The sequence below is a fragment of the Serratia proteamaculans genome, assembly GCF_949794035.1.
Lineage (GTDB): Bacteria > Pseudomonadota > Gammaproteobacteria > Enterobacterales > Enterobacteriaceae > Serratia > Serratia proteamaculans.
In genome coordinates this window covers 2232045-2246409 of sequence record NZ_OX461105.1, presented here as the reverse complement: position 1 = coordinate 2246409, position 14365 = coordinate 2232045, and the positions used below count along the sequence as shown (strand labels likewise).

The following is a 14365-nucleotide window of genomic DNA, read 5'->3' as shown; positions in this document are numbered from 1 at the left end:
CACTGAGTCGAACCTAAGCCGCTTGATGCGATTCAGGATTTACAGGCTCTCCGTGGGCTAACGCTGCCAGCCCGGCAGCTTTTATATTCCGTGCCGCATTAATGTCACGGTCATGGCTTGTCTGGCATTCCGGACAATTCCATTTACGAACATCAAGAGGCAATTTTTTCATCGTGAAGCCGCAACAACTACAACGCTTTGAGGACGGGAAAAACGGGGCAATGGCGACCAGTGAACGCCCGCCCCATTCAGCCTTGTATGCGAGCTGGCGCACAAACTCGCCCCAGCTTGCATCGGCTATCGCTTTCGACAGCTTAGGGTTGCGGATCATGTTCTTCACTTTCAGGGATTCAACGCAAACAACTTGGTTATCGTTAATCAGTTTGCGGGACAACTTGTGCAAGTTATCCCTGCGGCAATCGGCAATTTTCGCGTGGAGTCGGGTCACCTTCAAGCGGGCTTTAGCGCGGTTTTTCGAACCTTTCGCTTTTTTGCTTAAACGGCGCTGAAGTCGCGCCAGGCGAGCCGCGTATTTAGCGGTATGGCGGGGATTGCCTTGTTTAAATCCAGTGTCAGTAACGAACAAATCCTTTAAGCCCACATCAATGCCCACGGTTTTAGCGGAAATGGGCAGTGATACAGGTTCAAACTCGCACAGACAGGAAACGAAATATCGTCCGGCTGCATCTTTGGAAATAGTGACGGTTGACGGCACGGATGGGAGTTCACGGCTCCAGCGCACGTCCAATGGGGCTTTGCTCTTAGCCATATGCAGCTTGCCATCACGATATTTAAACGCGCTGGCGGTCAATTCAGCGACCTGTTTGTGGCGTTTGCTTTTGAATGCTGGATATTTAGCCCGACCTGCAAAAAAGTGAGAAAAGGCCGTCTGTTGGTGGCGTAGCGATTGTTGCAAGGGGACGCAGGAAACGTCATTGAGCCATGCGCATTCAGGCTCTTTTTTAAGCGCGGTTAACCGCGCATTAGCTTGCAGATAGCCGATCTTCTCCTGGCGCTCATAGTAAGCATCAGTACGCCAGCGAAGGATTGAATTATAGACAAAACGCACACAGCCGAACGTTTGAGCCAAAAGCTCAACCTGATCGGCTGTTGGATAGAATCGGTATTTGTATGCGCATTTCATATGTACAAAATTACAGGAGCCATCGTGAAAAGACAAAAAGAAGTTAGCTCGAAAACCGCCTCCTTTCCTCCCCGGCCTGAAGGCCGAGGTTTCCCGGAGGCACTCTGATGACTGTTCGCGACCCTTTTGATTTCCACGCCGGTAGCCTGCCGCTGCTGATCAGCATTCCCCACGCCGGTACCCGACTCACTCCGGCGATCGAGGCCGGTTTAACCGAAGATGCCCAACCGCTGCCTGACACCGACTGGCATATCCCGCAGTTATACGAGTTTGCCCGTGCGATGGGTGCCAGCGTACTGGTCGGCAATTACTCGCGGTTTGTTATCGACCTGAACCGCCCGGCGGACGATAAACCGCTGTACACCACTGCCACCACCGGCCTGTTTCCGGACGTACTGTTTGACGGCCGCCCAAGCTTTCTGCCGGGCAAGGCGCCTTCGGACCAGGAGCGAGCCGGTTATCTGCAGCAGATCTGGCAGCCGTATCACCAGCAGTTGCAGGACGAACTGGCGCGGTTAAAGGCGAAACACGGCTACGCACTGCTGTTTGATGCCCACTCTATCGCCTCGGTGATCCCACGTTTGTTCGATGGCAAGCTACCGGACCTTAATCTGGGCACCAACGGCGGTGAAAGCTGCGCCCCAGCGCTGAGCGATCGCCTGGTGGCCTGCTGCGAACAACAACAGCAGTTCACCCACGTGCTTAACGGTCGCTTCAAGGGTGGTTACATCACCCGCGCTTACGGCCAGCCAGACGAGCAACAGCATGCGATCCAACTGGAATTGGCGCAGGTGAACTACATGTCCGAAAGCTACCCGTTTGCCTTTGAGCCACAGCGTGCAGCCGCTCTGCAGCGCCTGCTGAAACAAATGATCGACAGCCTGCTTTCCTGGGGCGGCCAGCCGCGTTAAGCCTTTTCCAGCCTGATGAGGGGTGACACTGTCACCCTGCATCCGCCCTTTATCCCCCGTAGCTAACTTCCTGATTTAGTGACAGACCTTTGGTATCCCTGCTCGCCGTCGTTTCGATTTGCGTCCTGCATCGCAGTTTTGACTGAAAATCCCCTAATCTGGTCGGAACAGCGCACAAAACAGCGGCCCACGGATTTCGCGGTGCGCGACAATCTGGCGAAAAGTCCGCTGAGTCACAAATCGAAAACTCACTCTGGAGGCATAGTATGTCTGAAACCCCGCTAAACTGGCGCGCCGCACAGGCAGTCGCCGAGCGGTTGCTGGCTGACTGGCAGTCCGACGGCGAACCCGGTGGAGCGATTACCCTGTTCGACGCCGCGCAAATCCGGGCAGTGGCCAGCGCCGGCCTGGCCGATCTGGCACAAAACACCCCTTTTACCGCCGACAGCGTGGTGCGTTACGCGTCGGTCACCAAACATATATTTGCTGCGCTGGCGCTGAATGCCACCGACAACGCCCTGAGCCTGGACGATCGCCTTGGCGACTTGCTGCCGGAGCTGCATCCCCCGCTGGCGGACGTCACCGTCGGTCAGGCGCTGGATATGACCAGCGGACTGCCTGACGTGCGGGAAACCCTCGGGCTGCTGGGCATCTCGGTGCATACCCGCAGCGAGGCGCAACCGGTGATGCAGTTCCTTCAGGGGCTGGGCGGACTGAACTATCCGGCCGGCAGCGAAATCACTTATACCAATAGTGGCTACCGCTTGGTTGAAGCGGCCCTGCAGGCCAAGGGGTATGACTTCGACCAACTGGTGCAGCAACACATCGCCCAACCGCTGCAAGTGCAACTGCGGGCGCCAGAGAGCTGGTTTGACGTAGTGCCGGGGCTAACGCCCGGTTACTGGCGTTCAAAGCAGGGTTGGCAACTGGCCAGCGCCGGCCTGCATCTTTCCGCCTCCGGCAGCCTGACCGGCAGCGCCAATGCCCTCACCCGCTGGCTACAGACGCTGCTGGCCGACCAGGGTCCGGGGCGCGGTGTACTGGCACAGCTGAGCGCACCTCGCCATCTCAATCAGGGCCAACTCAGCGCTTACGGGCTGGGACTGGCGCAAACCCCACTGGGTAAACAGCGCCTGCTGGGACACGGTGGTTCGCACGCCGGTTACAAAACCTATTTCCTGCTGGCCCCCGATCGACAGGCCGGTGTGGCGCTGGTAGCCAACCGGGAGGACTGCGACAGCTTCGGTATCGCGCTGCAGGTGATGGCCGCCTTGCTGGATGAGGCACTGCCGCAACGCAGCAACGCCATTCCCGATGGCATTTACACCACGGTAGCAGAGCCCTACTGGCTGGAAGTGAAGGACGGTAACGTCGCCTATCTGGGCAGCGATGAACCGCTGTATCTGGGCGATGACGGCTATGCGGTCTCGCTTTCCGCCCATATGCCCATGCGGCTGAAATGGACCGGTGAAGCGGTTGAAGGCGAAGTGTGCCATGTAGCCCGCAGTTTCCTGCCGGTCACGGCTAATCGCGAATGCCTGAAGCACGTGCAGGGCCTGTGGTATCACCCGCAATACCGTACCGCCTTCGAGATTTGTGGCGACCAGGTGCACATTGGGGTGGGCCCGGCGGCGCAGACAGGAACGATCAGCTCATTGGGCCAGGGCCGCATGCTGGTCGAAAGCCGTGATGGCCCGTGGCAAAAACGCTTTTGCCTGTATTTTCGCGGTTACAGCGTGGACTTGATCGCCAATCGCAGCCGGGTGCTGACCTTTCAGCGCAGCGGTGCCGGTTGATCACCCCGCCTTGCCGGCCCGAACGGCCAGTAAGGCGGTAAACAGCCGCTGCTTATCGGCATCGCTGAGGTTGGCCTGAGTGATGGCATCAATAAAGCTGCCACCTGCCGCCTCGGTCAATGGACCGGTTTTCAGCTGCTGCGCCAGCCGTTGCAAGATACGGCTGCTGAGTTCGGCAATCTGCGGTCGTACGCTATCCAACGGGCGTGGCTGCCAGCCACTTTCCGGCTGCGCCAGCCAGTCTGCACGATAGCGGTACTGAATCGCCTTGGCGGCATCCATTTGCGCCAGGATAAAGGGCCGCACCGAAAGCGGATCCAACCCCAACCGCTCCGCCTCTGCTTGCGTGCTGGCCAACACCCTGGCCTCCTGAGCCAAATCCTCGATCGGCAGATGCTGCTGCGCCTTGTAACCGGCAACGTCCTTCATATAAGCCAACCGCTGATTGACCAGTTCACCCAGCGCCGCACCGCCGTCCGCCAGCGCAGAAAAGCTGACCAGACAGCAGGCAATCAATAACATCCTCAACATCGCCCTTTCCTTATCCAACCGAAAAACCAGGGGCAGAGTTCACCACGTTCCCCCTGCTTCAGGCAAATAAAAAGCCTCGCCGAAGCGAGGCCTTGAAATGGAATGGCGGAATATTAATTAAATACGCCGTTGATCACCGAGGCCACCAGGGCGGTGCTCAGAGCCACCAGCACCAGGTCGTCACCGGCAATACGCCATTCGTAACCCGGATAGTAAGGCAGATCGCGCAGCATCGATGACGGCACCATCTTCTTGGCGATGCCCGGAGGCAACGGCTTGCCCCGAGCCAGATTTTTAGCAATGCCCGGTGGCAAAGAGCCGTAACCGGTCAGGCCATAGTTTCGTGCCAGGGAACGTGCGTGCTCGCGGGAAATACTGACGGAAACCAGCCCCTGGTCGCCATCATTACCTTTGGCTTTATTGCCATGCTTGCCGCTATTGCCGTTATTACCATGATTGCCGCTGTTGCCATTACCATTACCATTGCCGCCTTTATCGGCCAGCGCCGGTGCGGATGACAGGCCCAACGAAGCAATCAGCGCCAGCACTGTGAGAGTAGTACGACGTTTGCTCATAATGTCATTTCCTGCAGGGGTTATTAGCTTCACTATAGGCGTAATTCCCCACATAAAGCATGCGGAAAACTCTGAGAGTTTGATCACCTATAGCGACAGCAGGCTGGCCAGAGAGTCAAATATTATTCCAGCGCAAAACTATTCGATAAAACCGAATTTAAAACCCAGATTTTTCTTGCAGCGAAATAAGCCTTGCCGTAGTTTGGCTAAGTCACAAAAAAGAGTTAGCGAGCTCTTTTTCGTTGCACCTCAAATCATTTTTTATCACTCCGTGTGATAGTACTGAATACTTCCCGCCGTTCCGTGCGGGATTCTTTTTACCGATAAATCGACATCAGATGCACCAATACAGTGCTTTTTGTTGAGATTTGGTTGCCAATACTTTAAATTCGGCGTCTGAGAAACCTCAACCTCCCGCGGTGGCCAGTTGGCAACGGGTGGGCGTTCAGGAGCAAAAGACATGCAAATGACCCTCATGGAATACATCACGCAGCACTTTAATGGCGATCTTCACCGCTACGCGCAATCCGAAGGCGTGAGTCGTGAACAAATCATCAGTTGGATTGATAATGAATGCCACGTAATCAAAGGACGATTATTTATGCCGGTGCGGCATTTACCCGGCGAACAAGCGCAGTGATGACGAAAAAAAACCCCGCTAAAGCGCAATGCCGATCAGTTAAGGATCGGTTGACCGATCCTTAATCTGCGGCAATATAACGGCTTCCATTACAGGGAGCCGTTTTCTTATGCCACTTCTCGATGACCTGCTCAGTTTTAGCGACCAGCCTTTGTTACCGCCACCTTCTGCGCAGATTTTTGCTGAACATCTTCCTGTTGAATGGCTCCAGCATTGCCTTTCTCTGTCTACCCATGCCACCGTCAGACGCCGCCGCCTGCCCGGGGACATGGTGGTCTGGATGGTCGTTTGTATGGCCTTCTTTCGTAATGAGCCCATTACCGATATTGTCCGCCGCCTTAACCTCAGTGCCGATGGCGAAGCCGGCACGCAGCTTCTGGCACGCAGCGCCATTACACAGGCACGCCAGCGTGTCGGTGCTGCCCCTGTTGAATGGCTGTTTCGCCAGACAGCACGAACCTGGGGGACTGAACGCTATCCCAAAGATGACTGGAGAGGATTGCAGCTCTTTGCCGTCGACGGTGCACAACTGCGTACGCCCGATGAACCGGAACTTCGTGCGCATTTTGGTTCCAGTAACACCTCTACAGACCGACAGAGTCCTTTTCCGGTGATGCGTCTGGTGGCGTTGATGAACCTGAGCAGTCATGTTCTGCTGGATGCGGTCACCGGGCCTTACCGGTGTAGCGAGACCCGGTTGGCGCATGACCTGATTAAGGCGTTACCGGATAACTCCATCACCCTGTTTGATAAGCTATTTTTTAGTGCGGATTTACTAACAGGGGTGAACCATGGCGGCGAAAATCGCCACTGGCTACTGCCTGCCCGCAAAGGGATGGTCGCAGACGTGCAGGAAAGCTACGGAGCGGGCGACCGTCTGCTAAAAATGAAAGTCTCTGCGCAGGCTCGAAAGCAAAACCCGGCCCTTCCTGAGTCCTGGTATGCCCGGGCGGTCAGTTACGATATCGGCGGTGTGGAGAAAACCGTGCTGACTTCATTGCCGGCGGATCGTTATCCGGCCAAAGCGGTGGCGGAGCTTTATCATTCCCGATGGGAAATCGAAGTGGGTTTTCGCAATATCAAAAGCAGCCTGCAGAGTAATGCGATGGTGCTGAGAAGCCGCAAAGTGGAGTTGCTGCATCAGGAAGTGTGGGGGTTGCTGCTGGCTTACAACCTTATCAGGCGGGAAGCGGCGCTGACGGCAAAACAGTATAAAAGAGCGCCGTCGGAGATGAGTTTTAAATTTGCTTTTGGGGTAATAGCGACGGAACTGATAGTGCTGGGTAATACGGTATCCCCCGGAACGATACCGAAACGGCTGATGCACCTGAGGGGGAGTTTGGAGGCGATGTTCATAACAAAACGCCCCCGACCATCAAGGCCGAGGGCGGTTAAGATATCAAAAACCCGTTATCCGGTGAATCGTTATGCCTCACCACTTAAGTGAACGGCATTGCCGCTAAAGCGGGGTTTTCTGATTCTGATACCACGGAAAATCAGAAGTTATAACCCGCCACCAGGTAGTAACCCCAGCCGGTAGATTTAATTGGACCCTGTGGGGTACCGATATCCGCCCCGTCCTGCCATTGGCCGCCGTTATGGAAATAACGTGCCACGAAGGAGTAGTGCCAGTGATCGTAGTTCAGCGCCAGAATATGGCTGGAAGCGATCGAGTTGCTGGTGCGAACCTGTTTGCCGGTGCCGTCGGTCCAGTTGCTGTCTTTGCCCAGATCGGAACCAAAGTCAAAGTTGGTAAAGCCGATGTAGCTCAGATTGCCGCCCCACAATTGGGTCAGCGGCACAAAGTATTTCACCTTGAAGCGGTAACCGTCCCAGCTGTTCTCATTGGCAGCCTGGTAGTTTTCCCACTGGTATTTGGCATAGATGTTCATCGACAGGCTCATTGGCAGGCCGGTCTCGATATCGGTGCCCAGACCCATGTACCAGGTGTTCTGGCGGCCGTCGGTGTCGTGGCCCAGGTCATAGATGTAGTTGTTGGCGAAGTACCATTCTTTGAATGGACCGAAGCTCAGGTCGGTGTTGGTCAGTTTGTCGATCGAGAAGCGAGGTTCGATCTCCATAAACATCGGTGAGCCTTTATCCCAGATGCCGCGGTCCGGGGTGTTGCCGACGCCGAAGAATTTAGGCACATCGACATAACCATAGAAATCAAACCAATCTTTTTTGGCGAAGGCTTCGTACTCCAGGTAAACATCGTTGTTCAACTGAGGTCCGAAACGGGTGTGGTAGCTGCCCACCACGTTAACGCTCTGGTGCCACCAATCCGAGACGTATTGGCTGTCTTTGCTATCAGCCATTGAAGATGCACTGTAAGACGCTGCGATCAGGATACCTGCTGCGAGAGCTATTTTTTTCATTTTATTACCACATGCTTAAAGGGCCATTTCCTGCCCGTTAGAAAAGATGACAATGAGTCTGACGACACCTGGCGTTGCCTCCGCTTACAAACTTCTCGGGCGACGCGCGCATTATAGAAATCACTGGGTGTAAGAATCTGTGATCCAGTTATGCATTTTGCGAATAGGTAATCGATTGCGTTCACATTTGTCAAATTATGTTTCATGCAAATTCACGATCGCTGTGATTTTTGTCATGCCCGGTGATTTTTAAAGCAGTTTTTGTGCCAATTGTGCGCAATACAAAAAAGTAACCAGGTCTGTCGCAGAAATGAAAATGCCGGCGTTTTTAGCACCGGCATTTGTTGGAAATGTGACTGAGGGAAACGGAGGTTCGAAAACCCTGGCTGAGACTCAGCTAATCGAGGGGATCGCTTTGGCGATATTTTCCTTACGGAAGACCACTTCTTGACCCGGTTCGATTTCCCACTCTTTGGGTGGAATATCCACCTTGGGTGCGGCGGCGATCACCGAACCATAAATCAGCTTGTCTTCCCGGCGCAGAATACTGACATCAAGCTGGTATTCGTGGCGCAGATTGGCGGTGGTCAGGCGCACCGTATCACCGCGCATATAACTTGCATCATCAATCACAGGTTGCTGAATGAATTGGATATCGTCTCTCATTTTTTATGTTCCTTCATGCAAGATCGCTAGTTAGATTCTAGTTCAACATTGAGCAACCGGCGGATAATTTCCGTTAGTTTCCTCGGGTTGCCCGCCAACAGATTAACGATCCCAGGGTCACCATCACCACGCCCTGCCAGAAACTGGCGTTCAATGCGGTATCCAGCACCAGCGCGGCAAACACCGCCGATAACACCGGGGTAAAGTAAGATACCGTCGCCAGCAGCGTCATATTGCCGTGCAGAATACCCACGTTCCAGGCCGCGTATCCCACCCCCATCGCCATGCCGGCACACAGCAACGTCAGGGTCACCGGCAGGGTGAACTGCATGCCGCTTTCGCTGCTGAAGGCATATTTGATCCACAGCGCGACGGCGGTCAGCGTAATAAACAGCACCACGCCGTTATGGCCCTGGGCAATTTTCTTGGTCAGATTGCAATACACGGCCCAAATCACCGCCCCGGCGAAAGCCAGCGAATAACTCAGCGGATTACTGTGCACGTTCGCCAGCATTTGCGCCGGTGACCAACCCCCCTCGCCGCTCATGATCCAGCCAATGCCGAACAACGACAGCAGCAGCCCGGGCAGCAACCACCATTTGGCCTTTTGGCCGTTGAACGCCAGCGCCATCAGCACGGTAAAACAGGGCCAGAGATAATTGATCATCCCCACTTCAATCGCCTGCAGACGGGTATTGGCATAACCCAGCGACAGCGACAGGCAAATTTCATAGCTGACAAACAGCAGGCTGCCGAGGATCAGATAGGCACGCGGAAACTGTCGAAGGTTTGGCAGGCGTAGTGCCAGCAGCAAAAAAACCGCGCTGACGCTGTAGATCATCGCCGCCCCGCCGATGGGCCCCAGTCCTTCGCTAACGCTGCGGATCAGGCCGACCACGCTGCTCCACAGCAGGATCGCCAACAGACCGAGCAAGGTGGCTTTATACGAAACGGGGAGTGAAGACATAAAGATGATCCAATCGGTTATTTTTTATCAGTATTTTCACTCTACTGTCCGACGGACAAAAAAGAAAGGCGGGAAACCCCGCCTGACTCAGTTATTGCTGTGGCTGTCGTTCCAGCTGCGGTGGCGGCTGACGGAAGCGCCGGGTGAGATAAGCCAGGTAACCAAAGCCCAGCGCCGCCCAAATCAACCCCATGGTCAGCGAGCTTTTTTCCAGGTTGAGCCAGAGCACGCCGACCGTCAGCGCCCCCACCAGCGGCAGGAACAGATAGTTAAAGCGGTCTTTCCAGCTTTTGTTGCGTCCTTCACGAATATAGAAATGGCTGATCACCGACAGATTAACGAAGGTGAAAGCCACCAGCGCGCCAAAGTTGATCAACGCCGTGGCGGTGACCAGATCGAAAGACAGCGCGGACAATGCCACCAGCCCCACCAGCAGCACGTTCAGTGATGGCGTACGCCATTTCGGGTGGATATAGCCGAAATATTTTTCCGGGAACACGTTATCGCGCCCCATCACATACAACAGCCGTGAAACGCTGGCATGTGACGCCAGGCCCGACGCCAGGGTGTTGATAAAGGTGACGCACAGGAAAATCGACTGGAACAGCTTGCCGCCCACGTACAGCGCGATTTCCGGCAGTGCCGCATCCGGCTGATGGAAACGTTGAATAGTAGGGAAAAACAGTTGGATAAAGAACGACACGCTGATGAAGATCACCCCACCATACAGCGCCGTCAGGAAGATGGCCCGCGGGATCACCCTGGCGGCATCGGGCGTTTCTTCACACAGCGTGGTAACGGCGTCAAAGCCGAGGAACGAGAAACACAAAATGGTGGCACCGGTGATAATCGGCAACAAATGCGCATTTTCACTGACGAACGGTTGCAAGCTCCACACCGTCCCCATGCCTTCCCCACTGTGCAGGCCACGCACTACCAGGAAGATAAACACCACGATGATCGCGACCTGAGCCAGCACGAACAGGGTATTGAAGTTGGCCACCAGATTGACGCTTTTCAGGTTGATGGCGGTAATGATGATCACAAAACCCACCACCCAGACCCACGGCGGGACTTCAGGGAACAGCGCAGTCAGATAGATTTTCGCCAACAGGGTATTGATCATCGGCAGGAACAGGTAGTCGAGCAGCGACGACCAACCCACCAAAAAACCAACGTGCGGATTAATCGCCTTTTGCGCATAGGTGTAGGCAGAACCGGCGGTCGGGAACTGGCGCACCAGCTTACCGTAGCTGATGGCGGTAAACAGCACGCCGGCCAGCGCCAGCAGATAGGATGCGGGTACGTGGCCGTCAGTCAGGCCGGAAACAATCCCGAAGGTGTCGAACACCGTCATCGGTGTCAGATAGGCCAGGCCCATCATCACCACTTGCCACAGTTTCAGGGTTTTACGCAGTTGCGGCTTGGCCGCTTGCTCACCGTCAGTCGCATTAATCGTCATGACTCTTCCCCTCTTTGTCCTCTGCTGGTAACCGTTTAACGTCATTCAGAGAGGCCGCGGGGATACTGCTGCTCAGGCGGCGGGAAGTCGAAGATAAAGACAAAAAATCTCGGCCAACGGATGGCCCGTATTCACTGCGGCACGGGCTGATGCCCGCGCAAACTGAAGAAACAGTTAAGGCTGTCATGGTTCTTTCCTCGCCGACGTCCTGTACGCCAAAGTGGAAGAAATGCTTTACCGCTGCGCGTAGCTTCGCAGGCCACAGGATAGCCGGCGGAATGCGCCAGACGCGCGCGGTATCATGAGTTCGAGCGGGTTTAGGCGTTTTTCAGCATCCACTCGATTTCGGTTTCGGTGATCAGGCGCTCAAATTGCACCAGCTCATCCGTTTTACAGGCCAGGTAAACATGACTGAACCTTTCCCCCAGCAGCGCATTCAGCACCGGCTGATGCTCAAATTCATACAGCGCATCGCTCTGACGGATCGGGAACGGCAGCCCCTCCTGCTCCAGCCCGTTGCCGGTGACCGGCTCTTGCAGCGGCAGCGTGGTTTCCAGACCGTAGACGATGCCGGCCAGAATGGTCGCCATCACCAGGTAGGGGTTGGCGTCGGCCCCGGCCACGCGATACTCCACGCGATGGCTGTCGCGATCGCCACAGGGAATACGCAGCGCCACGGTACGGTTGTTATGGCCCCAGGACGCCTGAGTCGGCACGTACATGCCCGGCTGGAAGCGGCGGTAAGCATTGACGTTCGGTGCCAGCAGCGCAATAGAAGAAGGCATCAGGGCAATCATCCCGGCCAACGCCTGTTTCAGCAGCACGGAATCTTCGCCATCATCGTCCGCTAGGACGTTGTTGCCCTGCCTGTCCAGCATGCTGATATGCACATGCATGCCACTGCCGGCGTGTTCCTCGTAGGGCTTGGCCATAAAGGTGGCCTGCATGTTGTGATTTTCCGCCACCATGCGGATCAGCCGTTTTAATGCCAACGCATGGTCGCAGGCTTGCAGAACGTTATCGGTATGGTGCAGGTTGACTTCAAACTGGCCAGGCGAAGCTTCGGCCACCGCCCCGTCTGCCGGCAGGCCCTGCATGCGAGCCAGTTCGTCAATTTCACTCAGCACGTCGGCAAAGTGGTTAAGGTTATCGACGGAGTACACCTGACTCTGGGTGTTGCGCTCCTGGGTGCCCGGCGAGCACGGCGGCTGCAAATAGCCTTCCGAATCGCGTTGGCGATCGATGAGATAGAACTCCAACTCTACCGCTACTACGGGGGATAGCCCGCGCTGACGCAAACGCTGCCAAACTCGGTTCAGCACATTGCGCGGTTCAACGTCAAAGGGAGTACCATCTTCATCCAGCATGGTGAGCAGCACCTGGCCGATATATTGCGGATCCGCCGCCGACGGTGTCAGGGTGCCCAAGACCGGTACACAGATATGATCCGGCTCACCCAGTTCCTGCCCCAGCCCGGCCTCTTCAACCACGTTACCGAGAATATCCATCGCAAACACCGATGCCGGGAAGTAACAGCCTTTCTCCAGCTTGCTCAGCCCGCCCACCGGAATGCGCTTGCCACGGAAGCTGCCGTTAAGATCGGTCAGCAGAACGTCAACGTGCTGAGTTAATGGATAACACTCCAGGTACTTCTTCACTTCACGTTGGAACGCGCTACTTCGCTTTTCTTCGTGGTGCTGAACAAAGTTTTCCACTTCTACTATGTTGGTCTGCATGATTCACCCGCCATGTATGTTTTTTGTCTGTGGTTCTCACACTTATTGCCGTCGATGTTTTTTGACCATCTTGCTCAATATAATGTCCACCAATGAAACATAGATGCAACAAAATTGTTTTGCAAGTGTTACTTTGAGTTTGAATATTGCCCATTTGGCTGCTAGATTTATAAAATATTGAACGAAAACGGCAGTGGAGAAGCTTATCGTTCATAATTTCGAACATACCAAGGGGACAGCATGGGCAATATATTTAACAGACCAGTGGTCGGCGTAGTGATGTGCAGGTATAGGTTAAACGGGCATCTCACTCAGACCTTGCAAGAAAAGTACCTAAATGCCGTCGTGGCCGCAGGAGGGTTGCCAATCGCCCTGCCACACGCGCTGGCGGAACCGAAACTGCTGGAAGAATTGCTGGAGCACCTCGACGGTATTCTGCTGCCGGGCAGCCCCAGTAATGTGCAGCCGCACCTTTATGGTGAAAACGGCGATGAGCCTGACGCCGATCCTGGGCGAGATGAATTGAGCCTGGCGTTGATCCGCCACACGCTCGACAGGCGCATTCCCCTTTTCGCCATTTGCCGCGGTATGCAGGAAATGGTGGTCGCCAGCCAGGGCACCCTTCACCGTCGGCTGTTTGAACTGCCCGAACTGCTCGAACACCGTGAAGATCACGACCTGCCGCTGGAACAACAATACGCCCCCGCCCACGAGGTCATCGTTCAGGAAGGCGGCTTACTCTCGCAGCTGATACCGGATTGCAATCGATTCTGGGTCAACTCACTGCATGGCCAGGGAGCAAAAACCCTCGGCCCCGACGTACGCATCGAGGCTCACGCTGCCGACGGATTGGTGGAAGCAATCAGTCTGCGCGACCAGCCCTTTGCGCTGGGTGTGCAATGGCACCCGGAATGGAACAGTGAAGAGTACGCCCTGTCGCGCCTGTTGTTTGAGGGGTTCATTAGCGCCTGCCGGAACTATCAAAAGGAAAAACGCCCATGAGCGATGTCAGCTTGGCACCGGGAAAACGTCTGTCGCAAATCCGCCAGCAGTTGGGATTGTCGCAGCGCCGAGCGGCCGAACTGTCTGGATTAACCCACAGCGCCATCAGCACCATCGAACAGGACAAGGTCAGTCCGGCCATCAGTACCTTGCAAAAGCTGCTGACGGTGTACGGGCTGTCACTGTCGGCGTTCTTCGCCGAGCCGGAAATTCCGGATGAACCACAGATTGTTATCGACAGCCAGGATCTGATCGAGATTGGCAGCCAGGGGGTATCGATGAAACTGATCCACAACGGCGACCCCAATCGCACCCTGGCGATGATGATCGAAACCTATGAACCGGGTACCACCACCGGCGAACGTATCAAGCATCAGGGGGAAGAGATCGGCACCCTGTTGGAAGGCGAAGTGGTACTGCAGGTCAACGGGCAGGCTTATCACCTGCTGGCTGGCCAAAGCTACGCCATCAACACCGGCATTCCCCACAGTTTCAGCAACACGTCGGCGCGGATTTGCCGGATTATCAGCGCCCATACGCCGACGACATTCTGATCA

General features: G+C 55.4%; 14 protein-coding genes. 6 read left to right on the top strand and 8 right to left on the bottom strand.

All coding sequences use genetic code 11. The features are described from left to right. Positions 1 to 13 precede the first annotated feature (13 nt). On the bottom strand, positions 14 to 1144 hold the full coding sequence (locus QOT07_RS10575) for an RNA-guided endonuclease InsQ/TnpB family protein (protein WP_283604340.1): 1131 nt from the start codon (positions 1142 to 1144) through the stop codon (positions 14 to 16). Between the two features lie 107 nt (positions 1145 to 1251). On the opposite strand from QOT07_RS10575, the gene hutG reads away from it, so the two are divergent. Both hutG and QOT07_RS10565 read left to right on the top strand, forming a co-directional pair. Next, entirely contained in the window at positions 1252 to 2055 is an 804-nt protein-coding gene (gene hutG, locus QOT07_RS10570; RefSeq protein WP_283603073.1) for an N-formylglutamate deformylase, read from the top strand. A 266-nt stretch (positions 2056 to 2321) separates the two neighbouring features. Then, positions 2322 to 3851, top strand: coding sequence for a serine hydrolase domain-containing protein (locus tag QOT07_RS10565; RefSeq protein WP_283603072.1), 1530 nt, complete (start codon positions 2322 to 2324; stop codon positions 3849 to 3851). Here the strand turns inward: QOT07_RS10565 and QOT07_RS10560 are convergent, their stop codons facing one another. Together QOT07_RS10560 and QOT07_RS10555 are read right to left on the bottom strand one after the other, a co-directional pair. Continuing rightward, on the bottom strand, positions 3852 to 4382 hold the full coding sequence (locus tag QOT07_RS10560; RefSeq protein ID WP_112348325.1) for a chorismate mutase: 531 nt from the start codon (positions 4380 to 4382) through the stop codon (positions 3852 to 3854). It abuts the gene before it with no gap. Positions 4383 to 4495: 113 nt separating this feature from the next. Beyond that, on the bottom strand, positions 4496 to 4957 hold the full coding sequence (locus QOT07_RS10555; RefSeq protein WP_283603071.1) for an anti-virulence regulator CigR family protein: 462 nt from the start codon (positions 4955 to 4957) through the stop codon (positions 4496 to 4498). Positions 4958 to 5417: 460 nt separating this feature from the next. Between QOT07_RS10555 and QOT07_RS10550 the strand changes: the two genes are divergently transcribed. Together QOT07_RS10550 and QOT07_RS10545 are read left to right on the top strand one after the other, a co-directional pair. Next, complete coding sequence (locus QOT07_RS10550) at positions 5418 to 5597, top strand: hypothetical protein (protein ID WP_017892577.1); 180 nt, start codon at positions 5418 to 5420, stop codon at positions 5595 to 5597. Between the two features lie 109 nt (positions 5598 to 5706). After that, positions 5707 to 7044: an IS4 family transposase gene (locus QOT07_RS10545; protein WP_219017319.1), complete on the top strand. Its 1338-nt coding sequence runs from the start codon at positions 5707 to 5709 to the stop codon at positions 7042 to 7044. A 49-nt stretch (positions 7045 to 7093) separates the two neighbouring features. Here QOT07_RS10545 and QOT07_RS10540 read toward each other — a convergent pair whose 3' ends face one another. The 5 genes from QOT07_RS10540 to QOT07_RS10520 form a co-directional block, all read right to left on the bottom strand. Further along, on the bottom strand, positions 7094 to 7975 hold the full coding sequence (locus tag QOT07_RS10540; protein WP_283603070.1) for a nucleoside-specific channel-forming protein Tsx: 882 nt from the start codon (positions 7973 to 7975) through the stop codon (positions 7094 to 7096). Positions 7976 to 8368: 393 nt separating this feature from the next. Then, positions 8369 to 8641 (bottom strand): hypothetical protein, encoded by a 273-nt coding sequence (locus QOT07_RS10535; RefSeq protein WP_099065575.1) that lies wholly within the window; start codon positions 8639 to 8641, stop codon positions 8369 to 8371. Between the two features lie 73 nt (positions 8642 to 8714). Beyond that, on the bottom strand, positions 8715 to 9608 hold the full coding sequence (gene yddG, locus QOT07_RS10530) for an aromatic amino acid DMT transporter YddG (RefSeq protein WP_099065574.1): 894 nt from the start codon (positions 9606 to 9608) through the stop codon (positions 8715 to 8717). Positions 9609 to 9699: 91 nt separating this feature from the next. Next, a complete protein-coding gene (locus QOT07_RS10525) occupies positions 9700 to 11070 on the bottom strand; it encodes an APC family permease (RefSeq protein WP_283603069.1) in 1371 nt (456 codons plus the stop codon). 317 nt (positions 11071 to 11387) lie between these two features. Further along, complete coding sequence (locus QOT07_RS10520) at positions 11388 to 12806, bottom strand: glutamine synthetase family protein (RefSeq protein ID WP_099065571.1); 1419 nt, start codon at positions 12804 to 12806, stop codon at positions 11388 to 11390. 240 nt (positions 12807 to 13046) lie between these two features. Here QOT07_RS10520 and puuD point away from each other — a divergent pair, with 240 nt between their 5' ends. Further along, positions 13047 to 13808: a gamma-glutamyl-gamma-aminobutyrate hydrolase gene (puuD, locus tag QOT07_RS10515; protein WP_085116364.1), complete on the top strand. Its 762-nt coding sequence runs from the start codon at positions 13047 to 13049 to the stop codon at positions 13806 to 13808. Further along, entirely contained in the window at positions 13805 to 14362 is a 558-nt protein-coding gene (puuR, locus tag QOT07_RS10510) for an HTH-type transcriptional regulator PuuR (RefSeq protein ID WP_085116363.1), read from the top strand. Before puuD ends, puuR begins: the two co-directional genes overlap by 4 nt. Positions 14363 to 14365 lie beyond the last annotated feature (3 nt).

Excerpts from the sequence above, each read along its gene's own strand:
- QOT07_RS10575 (WP_283604340.1), bottom strand. The coding sequence starts at position 1,144 with ATGAAATGCGCATACAAATACCGATTCTATCCAACAGCCGATCAGGTT.
- hutG (WP_283603073.1), top strand. The coding sequence starts at position 1,252 with ATGACTGTTCGCGACCCTTTTGATTTCCACGCCGGTAGCCTGCCGCTG.
- QOT07_RS10565 (WP_283603072.1), top strand. The coding sequence starts at position 2,322 with ATGTCTGAAACCCCGCTAAACTGGCGCGCCGCACAGGCAGTCGCCGAG.
- QOT07_RS10560 (WP_112348325.1), bottom strand. The coding sequence starts at position 4,382 with ATGTTGAGGATGTTATTGATTGCCTGCTGTCTGGTCAGCTTTTCTGCG.
- QOT07_RS10555 (WP_283603071.1), bottom strand. The coding sequence starts at position 4,957 with ATGAGCAAACGTCGTACTACTCTCACAGTGCTGGCGCTGATTGCTTCG.
- QOT07_RS10550 (WP_017892577.1), top strand. The coding sequence starts at position 5,418 with ATGCAAATGACCCTCATGGAATACATCACGCAGCACTTTAATGGCGAT.
- QOT07_RS10545 (WP_219017319.1), top strand. The coding sequence starts at position 5,707 with ATGCCACTTCTCGATGACCTGCTCAGTTTTAGCGACCAGCCTTTGTTA.
- QOT07_RS10540 (WP_283603070.1), bottom strand. The coding sequence starts at position 7,975 with ATGAAAAAAATAGCTCTCGCAGCAGGTATCCTGATCGCAGCGTCTTAC.
- QOT07_RS10535 (WP_099065575.1), bottom strand. The coding sequence starts at position 8,641 with ATGAGAGACGATATCCAATTCATTCAGCAACCTGTGATTGATGATGCA.
- yddG (WP_099065574.1), bottom strand. The coding sequence starts at position 9,608 with ATGTCTTCACTCCCCGTTTCGTATAAAGCCACCTTGCTCGGTCTGTTG.
- QOT07_RS10525 (WP_283603069.1), bottom strand. The coding sequence starts at position 11,070 with ATGACGATTAATGCGACTGACGGTGAGCAAGCGGCCAAGCCGCAACTG.
- QOT07_RS10520 (WP_099065571.1), bottom strand. The coding sequence starts at position 12,806 with ATGCAGACCAACATAGTAGAAGTGGAAAACTTTGTTCAGCACCACGAA.
- puuD (WP_085116364.1), top strand. The coding sequence starts at position 13,047 with ATGGGCAATATATTTAACAGACCAGTGGTCGGCGTAGTGATGTGCAGG.
- puuR (WP_085116363.1), top strand. The coding sequence starts at position 13,805 with ATGAGCGATGTCAGCTTGGCACCGGGAAAACGTCTGTCGCAAATCCGC.